The 24,514-nt window shown below is 63.4% G+C and carries 20 protein-coding genes and 1 pseudogene; all 21 read right to left on the reverse strand.

Annotated features, from left to right (window positions below; genetic code table 11):
- Positions 1-119 precede the first annotated feature (119 nt).
- On the reverse strand, positions 120-1,877 hold the full coding sequence (nikE, locus tag P3T42_RS10820) for a nickel ABC transporter ATP-binding protein NikE (protein ID WP_429306021.1): 1,758 nt from the start codon (positions 1,875-1,877) through the stop codon (positions 120-122).
- Positions 1,874-2,770: an ABC transporter permease gene (locus P3T42_RS10825; protein WP_429306022.1), complete on the reverse strand. Its 897-nt coding sequence runs from the start codon at positions 2,768-2,770 to the stop codon at positions 1,874-1,876. Before P3T42_RS10825 ends, nikE begins: the two co-directional genes overlap by 4 nt.
- Positions 2,767-3,684: an ABC transporter permease gene (locus P3T42_RS10830; RefSeq protein ID WP_429306023.1), complete on the reverse strand. Its 918-nt coding sequence runs from the start codon at positions 3,682-3,684 to the stop codon at positions 2,767-2,769. The genes P3T42_RS10825 and P3T42_RS10830 overlap by 4 nt, the downstream gene beginning before the upstream one ends.
- 33 nt (positions 3,685-3,717) lie before the next feature.
- Entirely contained in the window at positions 3,718-5,382 is a 1,665-nt protein-coding gene (locus P3T42_RS10835) for an ABC transporter substrate-binding protein (RefSeq protein ID WP_429306024.1), read from the reverse strand.
- Between the two features lie 63 nt (positions 5,383-5,445).
- Complete coding sequence (locus P3T42_RS10840) at positions 5,446-6,417, reverse strand: NrtA/SsuA/CpmA family ABC transporter substrate-binding protein (protein ID WP_429306025.1); 972 nt, start codon at positions 6,415-6,417, stop codon at positions 5,446-5,448.
- Positions 6,418-6,500: 83 nt separating this feature from the next.
- Entirely contained in the window at positions 6,501-7,241 is a 741-nt protein-coding gene (locus tag P3T42_RS10845; protein ID WP_429306026.1) for an ABC transporter ATP-binding protein, read from the reverse strand.
- A complete protein-coding gene (locus P3T42_RS10850) occupies positions 7,238-8,128 on the reverse strand; it encodes an ABC transporter permease subunit (protein ID WP_429306027.1) in 891 nt (296 codons plus the stop codon). Before P3T42_RS10850 ends, P3T42_RS10845 begins: the two co-directional genes overlap by 4 nt.
- Before the next feature lie 320 nt (positions 8,129-8,448).
- Complete coding sequence (locus P3T42_RS10855) at positions 8,449-10,197, reverse strand: ABC transporter ATP-binding protein (RefSeq protein WP_429306028.1); 1,749 nt, start codon at positions 10,195-10,197, stop codon at positions 8,449-8,451.
- Between the two features lie 9 nt (positions 10,198-10,206).
- Positions 10,207-11,178: an ABC transporter permease gene (locus P3T42_RS10860; RefSeq protein WP_429306029.1), complete on the reverse strand. Its 972-nt coding sequence runs from the start codon at positions 11,176-11,178 to the stop codon at positions 10,207-10,209.
- 37 nt (positions 11,179-11,215) lie between these two features.
- Positions 11,216-12,196 carry an ABC transporter permease gene (locus P3T42_RS10865; RefSeq protein WP_074295322.1) on the reverse strand — a complete coding sequence of 327 codons (981 nt, stop codon included), beginning with the start codon at positions 12,194-12,196 and terminating at the stop codon, positions 11,216-11,218.
- A 12-nt stretch (positions 12,197-12,208) separates the two neighbouring features.
- Entirely contained in the window at positions 12,209-13,813 is a 1,605-nt protein-coding gene (locus P3T42_RS10870) for an ABC transporter substrate-binding protein (RefSeq protein WP_429306030.1), read from the reverse strand.
- Positions 13,814-14,143: 330 nt separating this feature from the next.
- On the reverse strand, positions 14,144-15,823 hold the full coding sequence (locus P3T42_RS10875) for an ABC-F family ATP-binding cassette domain-containing protein (protein WP_429306031.1): 1,680 nt from the start codon (positions 15,821-15,823) through the stop codon (positions 14,144-14,146).
- A gap of 305 nt (positions 15,824-16,128) precedes the next feature.
- Positions 16,129-16,575, reverse strand: a complete 447-nt coding sequence (locus P3T42_RS10880; RefSeq protein WP_429306032.1) for a hypothetical protein — start codon at positions 16,573-16,575, stop codon at positions 16,129-16,131.
- Positions 16,576-16,936: 361 nt separating this feature from the next.
- On the reverse strand, positions 16,937-18,457 hold the full coding sequence (locus P3T42_RS10885; RefSeq protein ID WP_429306033.1) for a hypothetical protein: 1,521 nt from the start codon (positions 18,455-18,457) through the stop codon (positions 16,937-16,939).
- A gap of 1 nt (position 18,458) precedes the next feature.
- On the reverse strand, positions 18,459-19,355 hold the full coding sequence (locus P3T42_RS10890; RefSeq protein WP_429306034.1) for an ABC transporter ATP-binding protein: 897 nt from the start codon (positions 19,353-19,355) through the stop codon (positions 18,459-18,461).
- Complete coding sequence (locus P3T42_RS10895; protein ID WP_429306035.1) at positions 19,345-19,749, reverse strand: GntR family transcriptional regulator; 405 nt, start codon at positions 19,747-19,749, stop codon at positions 19,345-19,347. The genes P3T42_RS10890 and P3T42_RS10895 overlap by 11 nt, the downstream gene beginning before the upstream one ends.
- A 206-nt stretch (positions 19,750-19,955) precedes the next feature.
- Positions 19,956-20,039 (reverse strand): annotated as a pseudogene (locus P3T42_RS10900) (aminotransferase class V-fold PLP-dependent enzyme); the annotation flags it as partial.
- Between the two features lie 130 nt (positions 20,040-20,169).
- Positions 20,170-21,387: an acyl-CoA dehydrogenase family protein gene (locus P3T42_RS10905; protein WP_429306036.1), complete on the reverse strand. Its 1,218-nt coding sequence runs from the start codon at positions 21,385-21,387 to the stop codon at positions 20,170-20,172.
- Between the two features lie 53 nt (positions 21,388-21,440).
- Positions 21,441-22,388: a TauD/TfdA dioxygenase family protein gene (locus tag P3T42_RS10910; protein ID WP_429306037.1), complete on the reverse strand. Its 948-nt coding sequence runs from the start codon at positions 22,386-22,388 to the stop codon at positions 21,441-21,443.
- A 129-nt stretch (positions 22,389-22,517) separates the two neighbouring features.
- Positions 22,518-22,847 carry a 4Fe-4S dicluster domain-containing protein gene (locus P3T42_RS10915; protein ID WP_429306038.1) on the reverse strand — a complete coding sequence of 110 codons (330 nt, stop codon included), beginning with the start codon at positions 22,845-22,847 and terminating at the stop codon, positions 22,518-22,520.
- Positions 22,844-24,487 carry an FAD-binding protein gene (locus tag P3T42_RS10920; protein WP_429306039.1) on the reverse strand — a complete coding sequence of 548 codons (1,644 nt, stop codon included), beginning with the start codon at positions 24,485-24,487 and terminating at the stop codon, positions 22,844-22,846. The genes P3T42_RS10915 and P3T42_RS10920 overlap by 4 nt, the downstream gene beginning before the upstream one ends.
- Between the last annotated feature and the right edge of the window lie 27 nt (positions 24,488-24,514).

Here is a 24,514-nt window from a genome sequence, read left to right on the forward strand (position 1 = left end):
CCGGGTCGCCGTGCACGTGATCTCCGGCGGTGACGATACCGAATAACAGCGCGATGGCGACTACCTGAGCCAGACCGTCCAGCATCCCGCCCATGCATAACATTTAGCGGCGCGCGGACTCAGAACACCGCGTCCGCCTCCGCAAGCGCGGTAGCCGCCACCCCGCTGCCACGCACCGCAGACACGAGCAAGCGCGTATACGGATGAACCGGACTGCCAAACACCTGCTCCGGTTCGCCCTGTTCGATCAGTCGTCCTTCCTTGAACACCAGCACCCGGTCGCTGATGTGCTGAACCACATCCAGATCGTGCGAGATAAAGAGCAGCGCGGTGCCGAGCTTGGCCTGCAATTCGCCGAGCAGGTCGAGCACTTGCGCCTGGACGTACACGTCGAGTGCCGACACTGGTTCGTCGCACACGATCAGTGCCGGTTCCGGTGCGAGCGCCCGGGCAATCGCGATCCGCTGACGCTGCCCACCCGATAGCGACGGTGGACGCCGGTCCAGAAACGCCGCCGAAAGGCCGACCCGCTCGAGCAACGCCACGGCGCGTGCTGTCGTCTGCGGCTTCGACAAGCCCTGCGCGAACAGGCTCTCCTCAAGCAGGCGCCGTACGGTGTAGCGTGGATCGAATGCGCTGAGCGGATCCTGCGGGATGTATTGCAAGCGGGTTCGCAGTGCCGTGCGATCGCGCTCGCGTATCGCGTGGCCGTTCCACTTCGCGCCAAGCAGGCGCACTTCACCCGCATCGGGTTCCAGCAGACCCAGCACGATGCTCGCGCACGTACTCTTGCCGGAACCGGACTCGCCGACGATCCCGACCACCTCGCCTGCACCGACCGTGAACGATACGTCTTCGAGCGCGGTAAAACGTTCTTTGGAATCCGCACCGGGGCGGCGATAACGCTTGCCGATGCCCTGCACCTCCAGCACCGTTCGGCTCGTGTCGCGATGACGAACAGGCAGCGGCTCACGCAGGATAGAGACCGCGCCAGCGGTCGTCGTCGCGGTCTGCTCAGTCCCGGACGCCGGCGCTTCATCCGTACTCCCGACAAAGCGCGCCGAGCCGAGCCGATACCCTTTCGAACTCGCAGACGGCCGCGCGGCCAGCAGTTGCTTCGTATACGGATGACGCGGGTGCGTCAGCACTTCGTCATGAGTACCCGCGTCGACCACAACTCCGTCATGCATCACCAGCACGCGATCGGCGATTCCCGCCACCACCGACAGGTCATGACTGATCAGCAGCACGCCGACGCCCTGCTTCAAGCGCTCCTTGAGCACGGCCAGCACCTGCACCTGGACGGTGACATCGAGCGCCGTGGTGGGCTCATCCGCAACGATCAACGCAGGCTGACCCGCCACTGCCGCTGCAATCAACGCGCGCTGCCGCAAACCACCGGACAGCTCGTGCGCATGCTGCCGCGCTCGCTGCGCCGGCTCGGGGATGCCGACGTCCGCCATCACCTGCTGCACCCGCGCGGCGATCGCCTTGCGCGTGCGCAGCAAGCGGTGATGCGCCAGTACCTCGCCGACTTCCGCGCCGATCGTCCGCAACGGGTCGAGCGACACCAGCGCATCCTGCATCACGAGCCCTGCAAACGTGCCGCGCAAGGCTCGCCAGTCGCGCTCGCCGAACGTCAAGGCATCGCGGCCGTCGATGCGAAAGCGTGCCGCGTGCACGAGCGCGTCGTGGCCCGCCAACCCGAGAAGGCTGCGCGCGGTCAGGCTCTTGCCCGAACCCGACTCGCCGACCAGCGCAACGCATTCGCCCGCGTGAATGGTCAGGTCCAGGTCTCGCACGAGCGGCGCGCCGCCGTTGGCATGGCGAAAGCCAATACTCAGACCCGCAATGTCGATCAAGGCAGCCGCCGTCATCGCGCCCGTCCTTCGAAGTTACGTTGCAGAAATTTCCCGAGGACCGAGAATGCGATCACCGTCATTGTGATCGCGAGCCCCGGAAACACGCTCGGCCACCAGGCGACGCGCAGCACGTCGCGGCTTTCCGCCAGCATGACACCCCACTCCGGTGTCGGCGGCTGCGGACCGAGGCCGAGAAAGCTCAGGCCCGATACCGCGATGATGGCCGCGCCGATATCGATGGTCGCAATCACTGGCACCGCGCTCAACACGTTCGGCAGCAGATGCCTGAAAAACACCCGCCGCCGGCTGAATCCATACGTCACGGCATGCGTCACATAATCGGCGCGCCGCACCTGTTGCGTGCGGCTGCGGACCACGCGTCCGAACTTCGGAATGCCGGCAATGCCCACAGCAATGGCAATATTGACGATCCCTTGCCCGAGGAAGGTCACCACGAACAGCGACAGCAGAATGGACGGAAACGCGGACAGCACGTCGAACGCACGCGAAGCCGGCTCGTCGACCCAGCGGTTGCCGAGCCCGGCCGCAATCCCGAAGACGAGGCCGATTGCCAGACTCACGATCATGCTGGCGAGCCCAATCAGCAGCGAATAACGCGCGCCGTAGATCACTCGTGCAAACACATCGCGGCCGATGCGATCGGTGCCGAACCAGTGTGCCGCATCAGGCGGTTGGAGACTCTGCGTGACCACGCTCACAAGCGGATCGTAGTGCGTGACCCACTGCGGCAGCACGAGCGCAAACGCCAGCAGCCCGAGAAACACCACTGCGGTAATCACGCCAGGCGGCCAGAATATGCGCCGGCGGCGAGCGGCCTGCACCGTCGCGCCCGCTTGCGTATCGCGGCCCAGCACCCGTTCGTGCTGGGCGGATTGGGATGCACTCATCGGGTATTCAGCCTTGGGTCGATAAACAGGTAGGCGACATCGAGCAGCGTCGAAATCGCCACGTGGATGAAAGCGGCCAGCAGCACGACCGCCAGCACCACCGGCAGATCCTGCGACATCACCGCGTTTAACGTCACCGTGCCGATGCCGGGCCGCCCGAACATTTTCTCGGTGATGACGGCACCGCCGAGCAGGCTGCCGATCAGCCAGCCGCCGAGCGTCACGACCGGCAGCAACGCGTGCCGCAAGACATGCCGCACGCGCAGCGCGAATTCGCCCAGCCCACGCGCGCGGACGGTCGTGACGAACGGCTGGTCGAGCGCCTGTTCGAGCGCCTCGCGCATCACTTGCGACAGCACGCCGGCCGTCGGCAGCGCGAGCGTGACCGCCGGCAATACGAGCGAACGCCAGCCCGCCGCGCCCGACACCGGAAAGAGCCGCCACTGGAACGAGAGCAGGATCAGCAACAACATTCCTAGCCAGAACACCGGCGTCGACGTGAAAGCGAGTTCCAGCACCGAGGCGATACGGATGCGCCACGCCCCCCGGCCGGCGGTCAGCGTCGCCACCGCGATCGCCACCGCGAAAGCCAGCGCGCCGGCCGCCACCGCAAGCTGGACAGTCGGCCACACCTGGCTGCCCAGGACCTCCGTGACGGGTTGCTGCATCACATACGACGTCCCCAGGTCGCCGTGCAGCAGGCGCACCAGAAAGTGACCGTACTGCCAGCCGAGGCTGCGGTTGAGTCCCCACTGCGCGCTGATCGCTTCGCGCAGTCCCGGATACGACAGGTCGCCGGCCAGCACGTCTTCGATACGGCCCGGCAACGCGTGGATCGCGGCAAACGTGGCACTGGCGGCAAGCCATAACACCAGCAGGCTCGTGAGCAAGCGCACGACGATTCTCTTCAGCATGGCCTCTCCGTTAAGCGCATTCGCGTGCCAGCCTTAGCCGGCCGTATGCGCGATCCACAGGTCGTACGAACTGGTCGGCGAGTCGAGTTCAGGCTCGAAGCCGATGCCATGCACCGTACTCTTCGCCGCGAGGTGATACGCCGGCGCGAACAGCGGCACGATGAACGCCTGATCCACCGCGCGTTGCTGGATCTTCGCGAGCAACGCGCGGCGCTGCGGGCCGACCGGCAACAGGCGCGCCTGATTGATCTCCGTGACGATGGTGCGGTCCGGGTTCGGGATCGCGTTGTAGAGGAAGCCCTTGTCGCCGAGCATGTCCCACAGTTCCATCGCAACGTCCGACGGGTTGTCGGTGTTCGGATAGATGCTCCAGATACCGGTGGCCTTTTCGTTGGCGAAGTCACCCGCCGTATTGATGTGCAGCCGCAGATCGAGCCCGATGTTCTGGCGCAGTTCCGACTGCATGGCGCGAATCAGCACGTCGCGGCTGTCGCGCACATAGGGCTGCGGATAGCCCACTTCGATGGACAGACGCTTGCCGTTACGGGTGCGAAAACCGTCCGCATCGCGCTGGGTCCAGCCCGCTTCGTCGAGCAGCTTGTTGGCTTCGGCGACGCGATTGCCCCAGGTGCCCTTCAGGCTCGCGTTGTAGTCCGCGTTGTCCGGACCGATGTCCGACCACGCGCGCTGCACCGTGCCCAGATAAACACTCTTGACGATCGCGTCGAGATCGAAGCCGTCGCGCAGCGCGCGCCGCACGCGCACGTCGTCGGCGGGTGCGGCCGTGTAGTTGACGTTCAGCGTGAACGATGTAGCCGCGGAGGGCCCGGTCAGATACTGGAAGCCTTCCGCCTTGTCGAATACGGTAATGTCGGTGGGTTGGACGCCTTCGATCAGGTCGACCTGGCCGGAACTCAGCGCCCCTGTGCGCACGGACGCTTCAGGCAGGAAACGATAGGTCACCTGATCGAGATACGCCGCGCCCTGATGCTGCGCGTAGCCCGGTGCCCAGTTGTAGTGCGGATTGCGCACGAAGGTCGCGGATTGGCCGCGCTGGTAACGCTGGAACACGAACGGGCCGGTGCCCACCAGACCCGGGCCGCCTGCGCACAGGTCGGTGTTCGAGGCCAGGGACTGTGGCGAGAGAAAGCCGAGCTTCACGCTCGAGAGCGATTCGAGCGTGGTCGAGTCCGGTTGTTTCAACACGATCGTCACCACGATCGGTGAGACCACCTCGGTGTGGTCGTACTGGACCAGCAGCGAGGCCGAAGCCGACGTGGTACTCGCGTTCTTGATAATGTAGTCGAAGTTCGCCTTGACCGCCTGCGCGTTGAACGGCGTGCCGTCAGTGAAGGTGACGTCGTCGCGCAGCGTGAAGGTGTAGCGCTTGCCGTCGTCCGAGACTTGCCACGACTTCGCGAGCCACGGGCCATAGTTGCCGTCGGCTTTCTTCGCGATCAACGAGTCGACGAAGTTGCGAATCAGGAAAAACGCGTTCTGTTGCGAGGCTCGATGCGGATCGAAACACACTGGCTCGGTCGTGACGCCCCAGGTGAGCGAGCCGCCCGAGACGGGATGCGAGGCGGCCTGTTGTTCAGTGTTCGCTGCGCTTTTCTCGCAGCCGGATAGCGCCAGCGTCGCCACCACGGCGACGGCCGCGGCAGCCATGGCGAGCAACGGGGAAAATCGTGGGTTCATCGACTGCGAGTCCTGTACTGGGTGAGCGCAAGGGAGTGGAAAATTTCCGAGGCGGCTGTCGCCTCAAGTCTTCGCCAGATAATCCGTGACGGTGATCTTCTGCGGCAGCACGTTGCGCGCCGACAGCCAGTCCGCTGCCGTCTGGAAGCTCTTCAGGAAGGCGGTGTCATCGACACCGTGCATCGTGTACGTGCGTTTCATCGCCGCCAGCGTGTCGCGGACCTCGATGCTGTAGCCGCCCTTCTGCTGGGCGATTGCTTCGGTTTCCTGCGGATGTTCGGAGGCCCATTGCGCCTCGGCCGCATACGCTGCGTTGACGGCCTTGACCAGCGCGGCGTTGTCTTCGGCGAATTGACGTCGGGTCACATAGGAGTTGAAGTCGATCTGGAAGTCGAGGTCACGCCCTTCGAGAAACACGTTATGCGCCTTGTACTGATCGCGCGCAATGTCGACGCCGGGACTCCACATCGACCACGCGTCGATCTTGCCCTGGCCGAAGGCCGGCGCCGCGTCAGGCGGATTCAGGTAGACGATATTGACCGCGTGACGATCGACATGATGTTTTTCCAGCGCGGCCAGCAGCAGGAATTCGCCGAGCCCCGAACGGTTTACCGCCACCGTTTTACCCACCAGATCTTCGACCCGATCGATGCCCGAACCGTCCTTGGCAATCACCGCCGTGGTGCGCGGATCGACCACGCAAAACTGCGTGAATACCAGCGGCGAACCGGCGATCATCGCCGCCAGCGCAGGCGTGGTGCTGCCACCGAAGCCGAAGTCGGCGCTATTCCCAGTGACCGCCTGCAGCGACGGCGCATGGTTCGGGAACGGGCCGACCCATTCCACCTTGATATTGTCCTTCGCCAGCAGCTTCGCAAATTCGCCGCGCTCTTTGGCGAGCTGCGGCAAACCTCCCAGGCCCCAACCGAGGCGCACGGTATCGGTGCTGCGACGCGCGCAGGCGCCGAGCCCGGTGGCGAGCGTCGCGGCTGCCAGCGTGGTTTGCAGGAAGCGACGCCGGGATACCCGTGACATCGACGGTTCAAAAAACTTGGGCATGAATGGATACAGTAAAGAGAAGTGTTTCGAAAAGGCCGTGCATGCGGACCTCCGCAGCGTTATGCGTCGGACTCGGCGCCCGCCCCCAGCTCGGTCAGCAGCACTTCGCGCAAGGCAGTCGCAGCGGGATGAGCGCGCTGCGCGTTCGCTTCGCGAGAGATGCGGTATTCGGCGGCAATCGCGCCGTCGCGCATGATCAACGCGCGATCGGCCAGCGCAATCGCCTCGTCGACATCGTGCGTCACCAGCAGTACACCCGGTTGATGACGTTCCACCAGCAATTTGATCAGGCGATGCATCTTGATGCGGGTCAACGCGTCGAGCGCGGCGAACGGCTCATCGAGCAACAGAAGTCGCGGTTCCTGCACCAACGCGCGAGCGAGCGCCACGCGTTGCGCCTGGCCGCCGGACAGGTTGCGCGGCCAGTCGTCGAGACGATCGGCGAGACCGACTTCGCCCAGCGCACTCGCCGCACGCGCCTTGGCGCCGGCGTCCGGCAGACCCAGCGAGACATTGCGCCAAAGCGTTTCCCACGGCAACAGACGCGGCTCCTGAAACACCACGGCCGGCAGCCGCGGACCGTCGATGGTGCCGCCGTCGATCGCATCGAGCCCGCACAGAGAACGTAGCAGCGTCGTCTTGCCGCAACCGCTTTCACCCAGCAGCGCGACGAACTCGCCGCGGTCGATCCGCAGGTTGAGACGGTCGATGACCGTACGCGGCCCATAGTTGCGCCGCAGGTTGCGCACCACGACAGCGGCCTCGCGCTCCCCCTGTGCGAACGCTTCGACCGCGCTCATGCCTTCGCTCCGCGTGCGTAGTTGCTGTGCCACGCAAGCAGCTTGCGTTCGAGCGCGCGCGCAATCGTATCGGCGAGCACGCCGATCAGCGCGTAGATCACAATCGTCATCACGATCACATCGGTCCGCAGGAATTCGCGGGCGTCCATCGCCAGAAAGCCGATGCCGCTCGTGGTCGCGATCGTTTCGGCAACGACCAGCGCGAGCCATGCCGTCGTCAGCGCATAGCGCACGCCGGCCAGCACCGAAGGCAACGCGCCCGGCAACACAATCCGGCGAATCAGCTTCGAAGTACTCAGGCCGGTGACGCGACCGAGCTCGATCAGTTTCGGGTCCACCTGGCGGATGCCGGACACCGTGTTGATATAGATCGGAAACATCACGCCCAGCGAGACCAGAAAAATCTTGCCGACCTCGCCAACACCGAACCAGACAATCACCAGCGGCAACACCGCGAGAAACGGCACGGCGCGTAACATCTGGATATTGCGGTCGAGAAACGCCTCGGCGAGTCGCGAGAAACCCACCGCCGTGCCGAGCGCAAAACCCAGCGTCCCGCCAATCACGAAGCCGGTTGCGGCGCGCAACAGGCTGATGGCGAGATCAGGCAGCAACTGGCCGTGCTTCACCAGTTCGAATGCGGTTTGCGCGACCTTGGTCGGCGCCGGCAACACTTGCGGCGACAAGGCGCCCCAACGTGCCAGCGCCTCCCAGATCGCGAAGACCGCCAGCGGCATCGCCCACGAAATGACTTGCAGCGCCCGCTCGCCGGTCAAGCGCCGCAAGCCATCTGCCCGCGAAGCAACTGCTTGCTGCCGGTTCGCAGCGGCAGGCTCCGCCTCCGACCAGTCAGTCGATGCAGGTGCGCGTCCCAACGTTTCAGCCATGATGATGTTTCCTTTGATCGTCTGCGCCCGATACCTATCAAGCGCGTTGCGCGAGCCACGCGTCTTACCGATGCGGCCCACGCAGCAGCGCAGCGACCGATACTGCTTCACATATTAATCAAAAGACAAAATGCGGGAACCACATAATTCTTATATGCATAGCAGGGAGCGGCACGAAGCGCGTTTTGCGCTATAAGGTGCGGCGTCCCTGGGTAACCGGCGAGTGAAATCGGCACCACACATTGCGCGTGGTACATGAATGGAGACCTAACGAATCTGCCGCCACAACAGCGGCCCGAAGCAAGCTGCGTTGCGTGTGGTTACGCGGTAAGCGAGGTAGTAAAAATCCGCGACGCGTCGAGGCTTTCATGCGTCGCATCCTTGCCGGGAATCGCATCGAGCAGCGTGCGCGTATAAGGATGCTGCGGATGACGCCAGATCTCGCGATGATGCCCGCTCTCGACGATGCGGCCGTTCTGCATCACGTGCACGCGGTCCGCGATATAGCGCACCACGGATAGATCGTGCGAGATGAACAGATACGCGAGCCCCAGATCGCGCTTCAGTTCGACCAGCAGGTTGAGAATCTGCGCCTGGATCGACACGTCGAGTGCCGACACCGGTTCATCGCAGATCAACAGATCCGGTTCGAGCACGAGCGCGCGTGCGATGCCGATGCGCTGCCGTTGCCCGCCGGAAAACTCGTGCGGAAACCGGCCTAGCGCCGAACTCGGCAAGCCGACCCGATCGAGGATCGCTGCCACGCGCTGACGACGCAGGTTCCGGTCGCCCTCGCCGTTCACCACCAGCACGGTGTCTAGAATCTCCGCCACGGTCCGGCGAGGATTGAGCGACGCATACGGGTCCTGGAACACCATTTGCACATGGCGCCGCAGCGGCCGTAGTTCGCGTTCGCGCAACGGCACCAGGTCCGTGCCGCGCAAGCGGATCTCGCCGCCGGCAGCCGGCACGAGGCGCAGGATGGCCTTCGAGAGGGTCGATTTGCCGCAACCGGATTCGCCCACCAGCCCCACCGTTTCGCCGCGCGCAATCTGCAACGAGACGCCGTCGACAGCACGTAACACCGACTTGCTATGCCGCTGCGGATAGTCGATGCGCAAATCGTGCAGCGCCAGCAAAGGTGGGGGATCGCCGAGCGCGGAGAAACCCGGTGCGGAGTCGGCCACGTATTGTCCGGTGCGTGCCGCGCGCGGTACGACGGCGAAGGTCGGTTTGCCGTCGTCGCTGACACCATGACGGATTTCGGGCAACTTCCAGCCGCGGTAATGCAGATCGTCCGCGAGATTCAGCGAAGCGCCGAGCAGACCGCGCGTGTACGGATGCTGCGGTTGCGTGAAGAGCTTCGATACCGGTGCTTCCTCGACCTTCTCGCCTGCCAGCATCACGGCGACGCGATCCGCATGCTCCGCGACGACGCCCAGGTCGTGAGTAATCAGCAGCAACGCCATCGACAATTCGCGCCGCAACGAATCGAGCAGCTCGAGAATATGCGCCTGGATCGTTACGTCGAGCGCCGTGGTCGGTTCATCCGCAATCAGCAGACGCGGCCGGCATGCCACCGCCATCGCAATCATCACCCGCTGACGCTGGCCGCCGGACAGTTCGTGCGGATAATCGAAGGCCCGACGTTGCGGCTCCGGAACCTGCACGAGGTCGAGCAGTTCAATCGCACGCTTCCACGCGTCCCGCTTCGACAGCGGTTCGTGTTGCCGCAGCGTCTCGACGATCTGCGCGCCAATCGACAGCACAGGATTGAGCGACGTCATCGGCTCCTGGAAGATCATCGAGATCTGCCGCCCGCGGATGGCCCGCACTTCACGCGGCGGCAGATCGAGTAACTCCCGGCCGTCGAAGCGCAAGCTGCCCGAGACACGTCCCGGTGGCGGCACCAGCCGCATCAGCGAGAGCGCCGTCGCCGATTTGCCGCAGCCCGATTCGCCGACGAGCGCCAGCGTCTCGCCCGCTGCGATCTCGAAGCTCACGCCGCGCACCGCCTCATGGGCACCAAAACTCACGCGCAGGTCGCGTACTTCCAGCAGATTGGCCACGTCGCGCCCTTAGGTCCGTTGCCGCAAGCGCGGATTCAATGCGTCGTTCAGTCCTTCGCCCAGCAGGTTCAGTGCAAGTACCGCGAGGACGATCGCCACACCAGGGATCGCGGTCAGATACCACGCCGTGCGTAACGCGTCGCGCCCCGCGCCGATCATGCTGCCCCAGCTCACCGCGTTGGGATCGCCCATGCCGAGAAACGACAGGGACGACTCGATCAGGATCGCGCTCGCCACCATCACCGAGGCCGTCACAATCACGGGCGGCAGTGCATTGGGCAGAATCTCGCCGAAGATGATCCGCGCATTGCTGAAGCCCTGGCTGCGTGCCGCGAGCACAAAATCCGCGTGACGCAGCGTGCGAAATTCGGCGCGCACGATCCGCGCGACGGTCGGCCACGAGGCCACGCCAATGGCGAGCGCGATGGTCGTCACGCTCGGCCTGCCAATTGCCACGATCACGATGACCAGCAGAAACGACGGCACCGTCTGGAACAGTTCGGTCACGCGCACCAGCAGATCGTCGACGACACCGCCGAAAAAGCCGCCCACCGCCCCCACCAGCGTGCCGATCACCAGCCCGATTGCCGCGGACGAAGCGCCGATCAGCAGCGACACACGCGTGCCGTGGGCAATGCCCGCCGCCACATCGCGGCCGAGCGAATCGGTGCCGAGCCAGTATTGCGGGTCCGCACCCGGCCATTCGAACGGCGCGGCGACCATGTCGAGCGGATCGCCGGGAAACAGGCGGTTCGCCAACAGCGCCAGCACGATGAAGGCGGCGAGCAGCACCAGCCCCGCCAGCGCGGACGGATTGCGCAGCAGCGCACGCCAGACGCCGCGTCCCACTCCGGCGCCGGCCACGCTCGAGGACGCGCCACGTTGACCGAACAAGGCCCCGCCCAACTGACTGCGCCATGACGAGGTCGCTGCGGGCCCATCATCCGGGGTGGAAATCAGGTTGGGAGATTCGGAAGCCATTCAATGCCTCTTGAACAAAACAAAGCGGCGGCCAGCGTCAGGCAACACGCGGATCGAGCCACACCTGCAACAGATCCACCACCACGTTCGCGACGATCACCAGCAGCGAGGACAGCAACAGCACGCCCAGCAGCACGCTGAAATCGCGCGCCATCACGGCATCCAGCGCGAGCCGGCCGAGGCCGGGCCAGCTAAACACCGTCTCCGTGACGGCCGCGCCGCCCAGCAGCGTGCCGAAGTGCATCCCGACGATCGTGGTGAGCGGCATCAGCGCATTGCGCAACACATGACGCACGGTCACGCGCCACGGATGCAGCCCCTTCGCCTGCGCCGTACGAACGAAATCCTGCCGCTGCACTTCGAGCATTGCGGCGCGCGTGAGGCGGGCATAGATGGCGACGAAGAACGTCGCGAGCGTGGCAGCCGGCAGCAGGACATGCTTGAGCGCGTCCACGAAGTACGCGAAGCCATGCAGTTGCACGCCGATGGTCAGATTGCCGCCACTCGGCAGCCAGCCGAGCCGCACCGAAAACAGCACGATCGCCAGCAGGCCGATCCAGAAACCCGGCGTCGAATAGAGCAGCAGCGCCAGCACCGAGAGCACGCGGTCGGGCCACTTGCCGGCCCAATGCGCCATCACCGCGCCCAACGTGACACCCACCACCAGCGCCAGCGACAACGCCACGCCCATCAGCAGCAGCGTATTCGGCAAGCGCGACAGGATCAGCTGCATCACCGGCATGTCGTAACGCGGCGAATAACCGAGGCTAAAGTGCGCGAGATGCGACAGGTACGACCACAACTGATGCAGGACCGGCTGATCGAGACCGAACCTCGCACGCAGCACCTGCATGGTTTCCACGGTCGCGGAACCGGACTCGCCGGCGATCACGTCGGCCGCGTCGCCCGGCATCAGCTTGAGCAGGAAGAAGTTCAGGACGACGATGCCGGCCACCGTCGGCAATGCCTGCCACGCTGTGCGCCGCGCAATCGTGCTGAAACGCAAACGTCGGCTCATGGCGGCTCCCGGTCAGGCGCTCAGGTACACGTCGGCCAGATTGCCTTCGAGGCCCTGGGCGCTCACCGTATGGTTGTGCACGCGACGGTTGGCGAGTGTAACCATGCGCGGCGCGACCAGATTCAGAATCGGCAGGTCGCGATAGACGATTTGCTGGAACTGCTGATACAGCACGACGCGTTTGCTCTCGTCGGTTTCCACCGAGGCGGCTTCGAGCAGACGGTCCACTTCCGGATTGCTGTAATGCGGCGCATTCGAAAACGGCACGCCGGGGCGGATATTCCTGGACCAGTAGAGACGCTGCACGCCCACGCTCGGATCGAACAGCGTGTTCACGCCGATACTGGTGAAGTCGAACTGACGGTCCGCGTAGACGCGCTTGAGAAACGCGGGCAAGTCCTGCGAGCGCACCGTGACGTCGATGCCGACCTTGGACAAGGCCGATTTCACATAGTCCGCCTGGCGCTGGTACAGGTCGCCATACGGCAGGTAGTCGTGAGTCAGGCTGAAGCGTACGCCGCCGCCCTTGCGCGGATAGCCCGCGGCGTCGAGCAGTTTCTCCGCGGTTTCGATATCGAACGCGTACGGCGCGAGTTTGGCATCGTGATACGGCGAGGCCGGCGTGATCGGGGTCGGCGAAAGGTCGGCGTAACCGTAAGCGATCGTGCGCTGCACGACCTGCGGATTGATCGCGTGGGCAATGGCCTGGCGCACCCGCAGGTCCTTGAGGATCGGATGGTCGAGATTGAAGTCGACCTCGGAGAGCGGCTCGAGAAAGCGGTAACCGCGCGTTTCGACCGCAAGCTGCGGCAGTTGCGTCAGGCGCGGCAAGTCGGTGAGCGGCACCGGGTTCTCGCCGCCCAGATCCAGCGCGCCCGTTTCGAAGGCCGCCGAACGCGCGGCCGCATCCGGAATCACCTTGAAGATCAGCGTGTCGATGTACGGCTTGCCCGGCGCCCAGTAGTCGGGATTGCGCTCGTAGACGATATTGGCGCCGCGCGTCCACGACTTGAAGCGATATGGGCCGGTGCCGATCGGCGCGTTGTTGTGAGGATTGCTGAGCGGATCGCCCGAGGCATACAGATGCTTCGGCACGATCGGCGATTCTCCGGCGGACAGCGCCTTGAGCAGGTACGGCGCCGGTTTCGACAATTCGATGACGGCGGTGCGCGCGTCGGGCGTGGAGACGCGTGTCACGTTGGCGAACGTGCTGCGTCCGCGCGGATGCACGGACTTCAGGAGGTCGATCGAAAACGCGACGTCCTCCGAAGAAAACGGCTGACCGTCGTGCCACTTCACGTTTTGCCGCAGCGTGAAGGTGTATTTCAGGCCGTCCGGGCTGACCGTCCAGGCGGTGGCGAGCTGAGGTTGCGGACGCAGATCGAAATCGTATGCCAGCAGGCCTTCCAGCACTTTCGAACTGGCCGCCAGCGCAGGTCCGGTGGTCTGAAAGATCGACACCAGCACAGGCGGCTCGGGGTTGATCAGCACGTTGAGCGTACCGCCCCGCTTCGGTGCGGCGCTCTCGCCCTGGGCCCGCGCCAGGGTCGGCATGCCTGCCGCAGCCAATGCAGCGCCCGATGAAATCAGAAACTCGCGTCGATTCAGCCCAGCCATGTAATTCGCTTCCTTTCGCCAGCAGTGCAGGTGTTTTCAGGGGAGTTGCATGCGGCCGTCTCCACGCGCAGGAAACCTGCGACACGGAGATGTCGGAAGGGATCGGTCCTTGCCCGGGAGACCGGCCGGAGAGCTTGATCGTAGCAACGACGGATTGGCTAATGAACCAACACATCCTGCTATCGATATATCGCGTTCGGCGCAACGGTACAGGCGCACCGTTTCGGTGCTGGCGAGCGTGTCAGGTCGCGCTGGATGCGCACGTGCGAACGCAACGCGCGATGCGAGCGCGATGACAGCTTCCAGACTGGAACTGCCTTGGGGGTCAACTCAGGCGACGACCTTCTGCTCCCCCGCAGCCTGCTCGCGCATGCGACGGGCTTCGTCGCGCAGGAACTGCTGGTAATCGTCCAGATCGCCGTCGAAGGGCTCGACGCCACCCTTGGTAACGAGCCAGAACTCGTCACATACCGCGCGCAGCAGAGACCTGTCGTGACTGACCAGCATCACTGTGCCTTCGAATTCGTTGAGTGCCATGCCTAGCGCTTCGCGTGTGGCCAGGTCGAGGTGGTTGGTCGGCTCGTCGAGCAGCAGCAAGTTGGGGCGCTGCCACACGATCATGCACAACACGAGCCGCGCCTTTTCGCCGCCGCTCATCGTGCCGACCGCCTGATGGACCATGTCGCCACTGAAATTGAAAGTGCCGAGAAAGGTGCGAAGCGATTGGTCGGTGCCACTCTGGCCCGGGGCACGCATGTGTGCCGGCGTGTCCTTGGCAAGGCGGATCATGTGTTCCATCGGCGTGTCGAGAGGACGCAGCACGTCGAGTTCCTGCTGTGCGAAGTAGCCGATGTTCAGACCCTTGCCTTCGCTGATTTCACCGGCAATCGGCGCCAGCTCGTGCGCCACCGTCTTCACCAGAGTGGACTTGCCTTGGCCGTTGGCGCCGAGAATGCCGATGCGCTGCCCGGCCAGCACGGATCGGTTGATGCCCCGCACGATGACCGTCGGCGGCGTGCCCGGCGGTGCGCCGGCCGGCGCCGGGTAGCCGAAGCTCGCGTCCAGCATCGACAACAGCGGGTTCGGGACGTTGAGCGGCTCCTTGAACTCGAAGGTGAACTCTGCGTCGGCAAGCACCGGTGCGATCTTCTCCATGCGTTCGAGCGCCTTGACCCGGCTCTGCGCCTGCTTCGCCTTCGAGGCCTTGGCCTTGAAACGGTCGATGAATTTCTGCAGGTGGGCGATCTTGTCCGCCTGCCTGACCATCGCGGCCTGCTGCAGCACCAGTTGCTCGGCGCGCATCTCTTCGAACTTGCTGTAGTTGCCGCCGTAACGCACCAGCTTGGCGTTGTCGACGTGCACCGTCACCTGGGTCACCGCGTCGAGGAATTCGCGATCGTGGCTGATCACTACCATGGTTCCCTGATAGCGCTTGAGCCACGCTTCCAGCCAGACCAGCGCGTCGAGGTCGAGGTGATTGGTCGGCTCGTCGAGCAACAGCAAGTCGGACGGGCACATGAGCGCGCGCGCCAGTTGCAGCCGCATGCGCCAGCCGCCGGAGAAACTGTTGACCGGCTGGCTGAGCTGCGCAGCGCTGAAGCCAAGGCCCAGGATCAGCGCCTGGGCACGTGCGGGGGCATCGTGTGCACCGGCGTCGTGCAGGGCCATGTAGGCGTGCGCCATGCGCATGCCGTCGTCGCTGGCCTCAGCGGCGGCGACTTCTGCCTGCGCGGCCAGCATGACGGTATCACCTTCGATGACGAAGTCGGTCGCACTCTGCTCGGTCTCCGGCATCTCCTGTGCGACCTGGCCCATCTTCCATGCGGCGGGTATCGAAAACTCGCCGCCGTCTTCGTGCAGCGTGCCGTTGAGAAGGCCGAAAAAGGATGACTTACCAGCGCCATTGCGGCCGACAAGGCCGATCTTTTCGCCGGGGGTAAAGGTGACGGATGCGCTGTCGAGTACGACATTGACGCCGCGGCGCAGTGTGACATTTCGGACGGAAATCATAAGGAGCTACTTCGGAGAGGATAGGCATGATAGCCGACCGGACGCACAGGGCGTCGAATTTCTCCGGTTGCACCTCGTCTGGCGGGTCAGTGCGTCGCTCGATTGACGCGAGGGTCCGGTTCGCGTCGGGAGTATGAGTTCACCGATGCGGGAAGCTGCCGCGAGCCTGCTTGAGTCCGCCTCCGTCAACAGTCCTCCCCGTTGCGGACGTGGAACCCGATCCGCCCAATGACTGCTCCGGCCGGTGCATCGTGCGCCGGCCGCCTCGCGCAATTGAACGTTGACTACCCATGCCCGTGCGTCGTTTAGCCGACGTTCGGCCCAGCGGGCACATAGTCAATGACGACTTGGGGCACTATGGCGATTTTCGCCGAGTTGAATGCAAATTTATTGAATGCAGCCTCGTCCGGGATCCATTGCTTATGATTGTTGGTAACCAGATACACGGGTGCTGACGAATCCCCCTTGGACAGTACAGCCCCCGAAGTCAGTGCGGGACCAGGAGGAACGTTATCGACGAGATAATCGCTAACGACGACACCGTCCCACGAAACGAACAGATTTTCATACGTGGGCGGATTGGGAATCCACTGAAGCAGGCCATTCATGATCAGGTAAACCGCTCCACCTGTGCTGGCCGCGACACGTTCGTCATCGTACTTCCGCCGGTCCGTTTGCTCCAAAGCCTCCTTTACCCGGTTTGCCGAGGCGATGACTCGGCCCTTTTCCGAAAGAGTAGCTTGTGTAGTCATGTTCATCTCCAGTTGAATTATCGTGGGGGTGCCTTAACGCGCACATAGATGTCGCGTCAGGCTGAACAGACCATATATTTCTACTCCTGATCGGATATCTGATAACGATAACAACTGTATTTCTCGAAGATACGGGCGTCGAAACGGAGTACGCCCTGTATCGGCGTTACGCTGACCCAATCTATGTTCGCCAGTTCTTTACCAGGCCCGAGTTTCGTCATTGCTCGCGGCAGAGGATGCCACCTGACTCTGTGCTCCGCAAAGGCTTTTCTGGCGATCCCGCGAGGCTGAAGAAGGCTTTCTCCCTTCACAAGAAAACCATTCGCTTTCCGGCGGATTGATCCACACATCCCATCTATCGTCACGCCCCGGCATGGGCCGTCAAATCCTTAAGCCTCACCTGGGGAAGGACAACGGTTTGAGTGAAGCGACCCGCTACCTTATAGGTCGTAAGGGTAAGCGACTGGATACCGGCACCGTTCGCCGCAGGGAGTGCCACCACGAATTGGCCGGGTTCGGTCAGAGCCTTCGTATTGAGACCCGACTGCATAGCTGTCGTCGAACATCTGGTTTGCGGCGCGCCGATCGAAGCGCCGTTGAGATCGAGCACCGTTGCTGCGATGCAGTTTGAGCTATCCGTGGCTGGGAAACAATAGAGTTCGACGACCTGGTCATTGACGGGACTGACCTGTGCTTCGCATACACCGAAGCCGGCAATTTTCTGCGGGACGCCCAAGGGCAGCGAGGCTTTAATGGTTGCTGCCGGGGCATAGGAACTCAGGTGATAGGTCAGAGACACCCGTCTCGGCGTGTTCTTGAATTTAGCGAACACGTCAGCCGGCAGGTTGATCGCTTGATAGTTCGATTTGTGACCATTGCTTGAACCGTCGAAGGTATCACCCAGGACGTTGCTGACCTGGTGAGGAGGCTGGCCCGACAAAAGCGATATGGTGCTGCGATATAACGGCTTGCCGTCACCACTATCGATACTTAGGTTGATGTTATTGACAGTGACGATACGGTCCGGGTCGACCGCCACCTTAAGCGGAACGTAGATGACGGGGGGCATGATCTGCGGGCCCTCGCCGATCACTTCCACCTTGGACTTATCATCGAACGACAGGCGGATCGGGTCGGTCTCCGCCACTTTGCCATCGGCACTGATACGTTGGGACGGGTAAGCCGCTATTCTCGGCATGAATATCACCGCGAACGCACACATTGCCGCCACGACGAAGACACCACGCGACGTTGCCGTGTTCCGGCGGCGGTATTGGAGGGTAAGGACGAGTGCAGTTGCAATGACAAAGATGATCTGGAGCGCTAGCTGGGCAGGCCAGCCAGCAAGATCGGCCATCTGACCATCTGCGATGATGAGGCCGACAGCCCAGGTTAGAAAGATCGCGAAAACGATTCCCGCGGCCTGGCGCCAGCTAGCCGTGATCGTGCCGATGGCTAACGCGGGCAGACCGACACCGATAAATGTGACAAGACCCGTATAGGCCGCCGCGCCGATCGCCGGTAGCGCATCTAGTCCGTGCATAAGGCCGACGCCAAGATTGAAAACAAAGGTCGGCAATAGGGTCACGAGGACGGCGAAACTAATTTTATCCAGCGCGAGGTCGATTCGACGGATCGGCCGGATCAGCCAGTCGTCATTGTTCGACACAACGGGGTCGCTCTGTACGACCAGAATGATAGCGAACCCTGCCGCGCCGGAGCACGCCAGTTCGATGAGCCCAAGTGGCAACAGCAATTGCAGTGGCTGGGCGAACATCCCCATTTGCACGATCATCGAGGCCGATGCGATCTTCAGGGCCAATACCGCCACGAGGTACGGCCAATGCAGTCTCAGATCTTTTTTCAGAATATGCAGCCACATATCATCGCCCCCTGATTTGTTCGGCCCGCGCGAACGCAGTAAATATCGACCTTAAGTCCAGCGGCTCGGCCTGAACGAACTTGACGTCGCCGAAAACGGCGGCGATTTCAGATGTCAATCGATCTTCAGCAAACTCCGTATGCACAAAACTTAGAGCATTGCCTGACATGCAGGGATCGATCCATGCTTTGGGAAAAGTATCGGGAGGACGGGCCGTCGATTGCAATGTGACGCGAATCAGGCGGATGCGCGCGTTCAAGACTTCGATCGAGTTTTCGAACAGCAGTCGACCCTGGTCGAGAAAACCTACGTCGCTAACGAAACTCTCGATTTCGTTCAGTTCGTGCGATGAGATGAAGATGGTGAGGTCTTCGGCATGGCTCAGCACGCTTTCGACCAGGTCGTCGCGGACCAGCGGGTCCAGGCCGCTGAACGGCTCGTCGAGCACCAGCAGCTTTGGTTTGAAGGCCAGCGCGGCAACCAGTGCGACCTTGATACGCATACCATGTGAAAGGGCGCGGATTTTGCGCTCCACCGGCAGTTTGAACCGCTCCAGCATGGCTCTCTCGAGCGCTTCGTCCCAATTCGGATAGAACGGTCTCAGGTAGTCGAGATAGGCGCCCACGGCCATTTGTGCAGGAAGCACCTGGCTCTCCGAAACGTAGCCGATCTGGCTAAAGTGGTAGCTTGTGAGTTCACGTGATGGCGTCCCCATCAGGGTGAGATCCCCCCGCGTCGGCGCGAGGATGTTCATCATCATCTTGATCGTGGTCGTTTTGCCAGCGCCATTGGCGCCAATCAGGGCATAGACACTCCCCTCCGCGACCGAAAAACTCAGGCCACTAAGCGCCTCATATGAGCCGAAGCGCTTCTCGACATTCCGGGCCTCAATCATCATTTTGTATTCCCCTCGCTATGTCGATCCGGTTCCAACGTTCGATGATGGCGTCGAGCAATTCCGCCTGTGTCAGACCGACGCGACGCGCGCCAACCACCAGCGCCTCGACTTCGTGCCCCAGCAACTGCGCTTTTTCGCCTGGGCGTGCCTGGGGCGGCTCACAGACGACTGTCCCAATCCCCGGCCGTGCTTCCAGCCAACCTTCGTGGACAAGGTGCTGGATGATCTTGTGGGCCGTGTTTGGGTGAATTTTGAGTTCCGCCGCTAGCGCCCTGACCGACGGAAACTCCTGCCCGGGCAGGTAGTCGCCGCTGATGAAGGCGCGCTTGGCAGCAAAAACCACAGCGTCGAATATCGACTGACCCGGTTGCGGTTTGTAATCGAGTAGTGTCATATTTATAATGTGACACATGGTACGCCTCGATGTCAACGGACGTTCATCCTGGTTGTGGGACGTCGTTTTCGGTTGCTCACAGGGGGCGACGAGGCGCTCAGTTCTGCCGGTGCATGCGATCAATGCTTCAGAACGAGCAGGAGGATGCTCCGTCACTACACGGGGAGGGCATGGTCAGATTTGCACGAATGGTGTCATCCGACAGGCGTAGGCCGTACGGTCGCCTCCAGGCCGAAGCGCCGCAAGATGGGTTGGGGGCAATGGTGGCCGGCTCGCACCGCAATACCCTGCCCACCGCGTCTGCGATATTCCCGGTACCCGCCTCGAAGCGATGCGGGGCCGACTGAAGCACCGTGCGCTCGATGCTTGCAAGCTGCGGGACGGTTTTGGTGGCGTTCGCCTAGTGCCGTGCGGCACGCGTCAGAACACCCGCCCCTCAGTCAGATGCGTGGTCACGCCGTTCAGCTCGTAATCGCCGATGACCCGCGCCTTGTGCAGCAGCGGGTTATGGCTGAAGATCGTGCGCAGGTTGCGCCAGTGGCGATCGAAGTTATGCGAGCGCGCCGTGGCCGACGCCCCGCCGATTTCGAACAGACGTTCGCCCGCATACAGCGCCAGTTTGCTGACCACCAGTTGGGTTTTGGCTGTAGCTAGCGCGCCTTCCAGCACCCGCTCTTCGGCGTTGCCGGCGCCTTTGCGGATCGCATTCGCGGAGCGGTCGAGGGTGCGAGCGTTTTGCTGCACTAACGAATCGATCGACAGGCTGTGCGCCGCGAGATCGCCCACCACCTGCTGCACGAAACCATCTTCACGCGCCGACGGTGCGGGACTATGCAGCACGGGCCGACCAAACTGCGTGACATAGCGGCGCGCATCCTCAACGATGTTGCGCACGATGCCGGCCGCCACCGCCACCAGATGCAGTTGCCGCAACGCGCCGCCGTGCCGTCCTGCGAGCGTCGTATTGCCGCGTAGCGCGACTTCATGCGCATACACACGAACGTTGTCCAGCACGAGGCCGCCGCTCGCGGTCATGCGCTGGCCCATGCCGTCCCAATCGTCGAGAACCTGCAGGCCTTCGCGTGCCACCGGAATCACGATCGACACGTTCTGGTCGTTTTCATCCTGCACGTTGATGCGCGCATAGTCGGAAAACGCGGTTCCGGTCGAATAAAATTTGCGGCCCGTCACACGATAGTGAGCGCCGTCGCGCACCAGCTTCGTGGTGATTTCGCCGGGGCGCGAAGTGCCCAGTTCAGTCGATGCGCCGCCGAAAATCGCGCCCTTCTGCAAGCGCTCGATCTGCGTATCGTTGAAGGTGGAGCGCGGCGACAGCACCAAGGCTTCGGTCAGATCGAAATGAATCCGCAACGCGTGCGCGACATTCGACTCATGCGCGGCCAGGGTAGTGATCACCTGAAACAGATCTTCCAGCGTGCCGCCAAGACCGCCCCACTCCACCGGCAGACGCAACACGCCTAGCCCCGACTCCCGAAACAGCGTGAACGCATCGAACGGCAACTCGCGCCGCGCCTCCCGCTGCGCGGCATCTGTGCCGATCGCTTCCGCCAATGCGGGCAACGCGGACAATGCCGCCTGGAGCCGCGACTGCGCGGCGGTTTCCTGTAAGACCTGCATGCCTGCTTTCCTTGTATAAACGCATGGGACGCGCCCTCGATGGCGCGTCGCCCTCAATTCAACGCAATGGCGGCCGCCGCGCCGACCGGCGAGCCTTCCAATGAAATCGATGCCCTGCCGTCGGGTCCAACCGGCACGTCGCCCACTAGGGTGGTGCGATACAACTGGCGGTCGAAGTCGAGATCGAAGATATCCGTGGGCGCGAGATGCGCCGTGGCACGGTTGTCCCAGAACGCAATGCTGCCCGGCTCCCATTTGAAACGCACCGTGAATTCGGGGCGCGTCACGTGCTCCCAGAGCAGTTCGAGCAGCGCCTGACTTTCACGCGGCGTCACGCCGACAATGTGCTTCAGGAAACTCGGACTCACATACAGGGCACGCTCCCCGGTTTCCGGATGCACGCGCACCAGCGGATGCTCGGTCACCAGCGTGCGTTGCGACACCGCCTGCACAAACGCCTCCGTGCCGCTCGCCCCGGCCGGCGGGGTAAAGCGGTGCACGCCACGCAGACCGTCGACGAACGCCCGCAACGGTTCGGACAACTTGTCGTAAGCGATGACGAGATTAGTCCACTGGGTGTCGCCGCCGAATGGCGGGATCGTGACGCCGCGCAGAATCGACGCGTAGGGCGGATTGACCGCTGCGGTGACGTCGGTATGCCAGCCGGTCCACGGCCTTAGCAGCGTGGCGCCCTCGAAGCGCGTGGCCTTGCGAAACTTGGAGATGGAGTAGATCTGCGGATAGCCGTCCACGTGTCCGAATACCGGATGGCCGAGCGTCAGTTCGCCGAATTGCGCCGAAAACGCGACGTGCTGCTCGTGCGTGAGAAACTGCTCGCGAAAGAACACCACCCGCCACTTCAGCAAGGCCGCGCGTATCTCGGCGACCTGCTGGGCCGAGAGCTTCTGCGTGAGATCGACACCGTGAATTTCCGCGCCGATATGCGCCGAGAGCGGCACGACCTGGAGCGAGGCCGTGGCGGCTGAGAGGGCTGCACTCATGGAAGACTCCTGATAGACGGATTGGGTGGACGCCAATCCATCAACACTAAAGTCGTCATCGCGCCGCTCCAACCAATCATTGCACATATGCAAAACATCTACAGTGCGAACGCACGGTCACGGCGCGCTTCAATGGGCTCGAATCAGCAGTTCGAAAGTCGCGTCGGCGACCGCAGTGGACTGCCGGCCACGGCCCCAGCCTACCGCGTCGCGATAGCTGCCTAGCAATGCGCCTTCGGTTACGGTGGCTTCGTCGACCGTGCATGCGCCATCAGCGTGCGGCGCCACGAATAACGCATCCTCCGGGCAGTAAAGCTCGCACATGAAGCAGGTTTGGCAGTCTGCCTGGCGGGCGATGCGCGGAATGCCGCCGGGCACCGCTTCGAAGACGTTGGTCGGGCATGCCCGCACGCAGATATTGCAACCGGTGCAGCGCGATTCGCTGACGATCTCGATCATGCCGCCGCTCCCATTGCTACAGCCGGGGAAGCAGCGACCGGCGTCTTGCGCACCCACACTTCGTCCAACCCGCCGCTCAGCAGACGATGGTGCTGCCCATCGTCCAGTGCCTGGTATTCCTGACGACGATGCATGCCGCGCGTTTCGGTCCGCTGTAACGCGCTGCGGTACATCCAGCGCGACGTCGCGACCATCGCGGCGGCCTCGCGTGCGCGTACCGCTTCCTGCACGTCGCGCGCGGGAGCGCTGGCGCGCAGTTTCAGCCACAGCTCATCGAGCCGCTGCAGCGAGTCGTCGAGCAGATCGGCGCTGCGGGTCCAGTTGCGTTCGTAGGGGAAGACTTCGGCCTGGACCGCCTGCACCACGCTTTGACTATCGTAGCTGCTGCTGCCGCCTCCATCGTGCAGGCCAACACCTCCGGCATGCCGCAGCGAACGCGCGCGCGCCGCGCCCGTCACCTGACGCGCATGCCCGGCCGCGCCAGCACCGGCCCACAGGCCGGACGACATCGCCCACGCCGCGTTGTGACTGCCGCCGCCGGTGAAGCCCCCGCAGATCAGCTCGCGTGTCGCGGCGTCGCCGGCCGCATATAGACCTTCAACCGAGGTGGCGCATTGCTCGTCCAGCAGATGCAGCCCGCCGGTGCCGCGCACGGTGCCTTCGAGCCGCAAGGTGACCGGGAAGTGCTGGGTAAACGGATCGATGCCGAGCCGGTCGAACGGCACGAAGAAATTCGGTTGCGCGGTACGCATCCATGCGCGGATCTGCGCATCGGCCTTGTCGATACAGCCAAACACCGGGCGCTTCTGCAACTCGCGCGCAATGATGCCGCGTCCATGCGACGACCCAGCGCCTTCGATCTTCACGCCATCGGCGTCGTAGAAGGTCGCCCAGTTGTAGAACAGCGATTTGGTGACCGACGAGAACGCGGGCCCCAGCCCATACGCGTTTGAAAACTCCATGCCCGACAGTTCGGCGCCCACTTCGGCGGCCATCAATTGACCGTCGCCGGTGAGGACGTTGCAGCCTAGCGCACGGCTCTGAAACGCGCATCCGCCCGTGGCGATCACGACGGCGCGCGCTCGCGCAATCCATCGCTCCGAGGTTTGCCGGTTGACGCCGGCCGCGCCCGCCACCGCACCGCCAGAGTCGACGAGCAGTTCCAGTGCCGGGCTGTGATCGAGAATCCTCGCGCCGGCCTCCTTGACGCGTTTGCGCATCAGGCGCATGTAGTCCGGGCCTTGCAATGAGGTGCGACGTTGTTCGCCGTCCTGATCGACGGGAAACGGATAGCCCCACTCAGCCAGTTGCTGGACGTTCACCCACGTCTGTTCGAGCACGCGGTCCATCCAGGCGTGTTCGGCCAACGCGCCGCCCATCGCAAAGCGGCTCGCCTTGGCGCGGCTGCGCGCCTCGCCATCGGGCGCCACGTACCAGAGCGCGGTACCGGCCGGCGCCGTGGCGCCCGAGGTGCCGCAGTACCCCTTGTCCGCCAGCACCACCCTGGCGCCTCGCGCGGCTGCGCCGATCGCAGCCCAGGTGCCGGCGGGGCCGCCGCCGATCACCAGCACGTCGACGTCGTAGCGCGCGCCTACCGACGCGTCATCCACTTTTCTTGCCTGCTGACCTGCGACGCTCATGGAGCCCCTCTCGTCTCGATGGACCAA

The organism is Paraburkholderia sp. GAS38 (assembly GCF_050434965.1).
In the GTDB taxonomy this organism is placed as follows: Bacteria; Pseudomonadota; Gammaproteobacteria; order Burkholderiales; family Burkholderiaceae; genus Paraburkholderia; species Paraburkholderia phenazinium_A.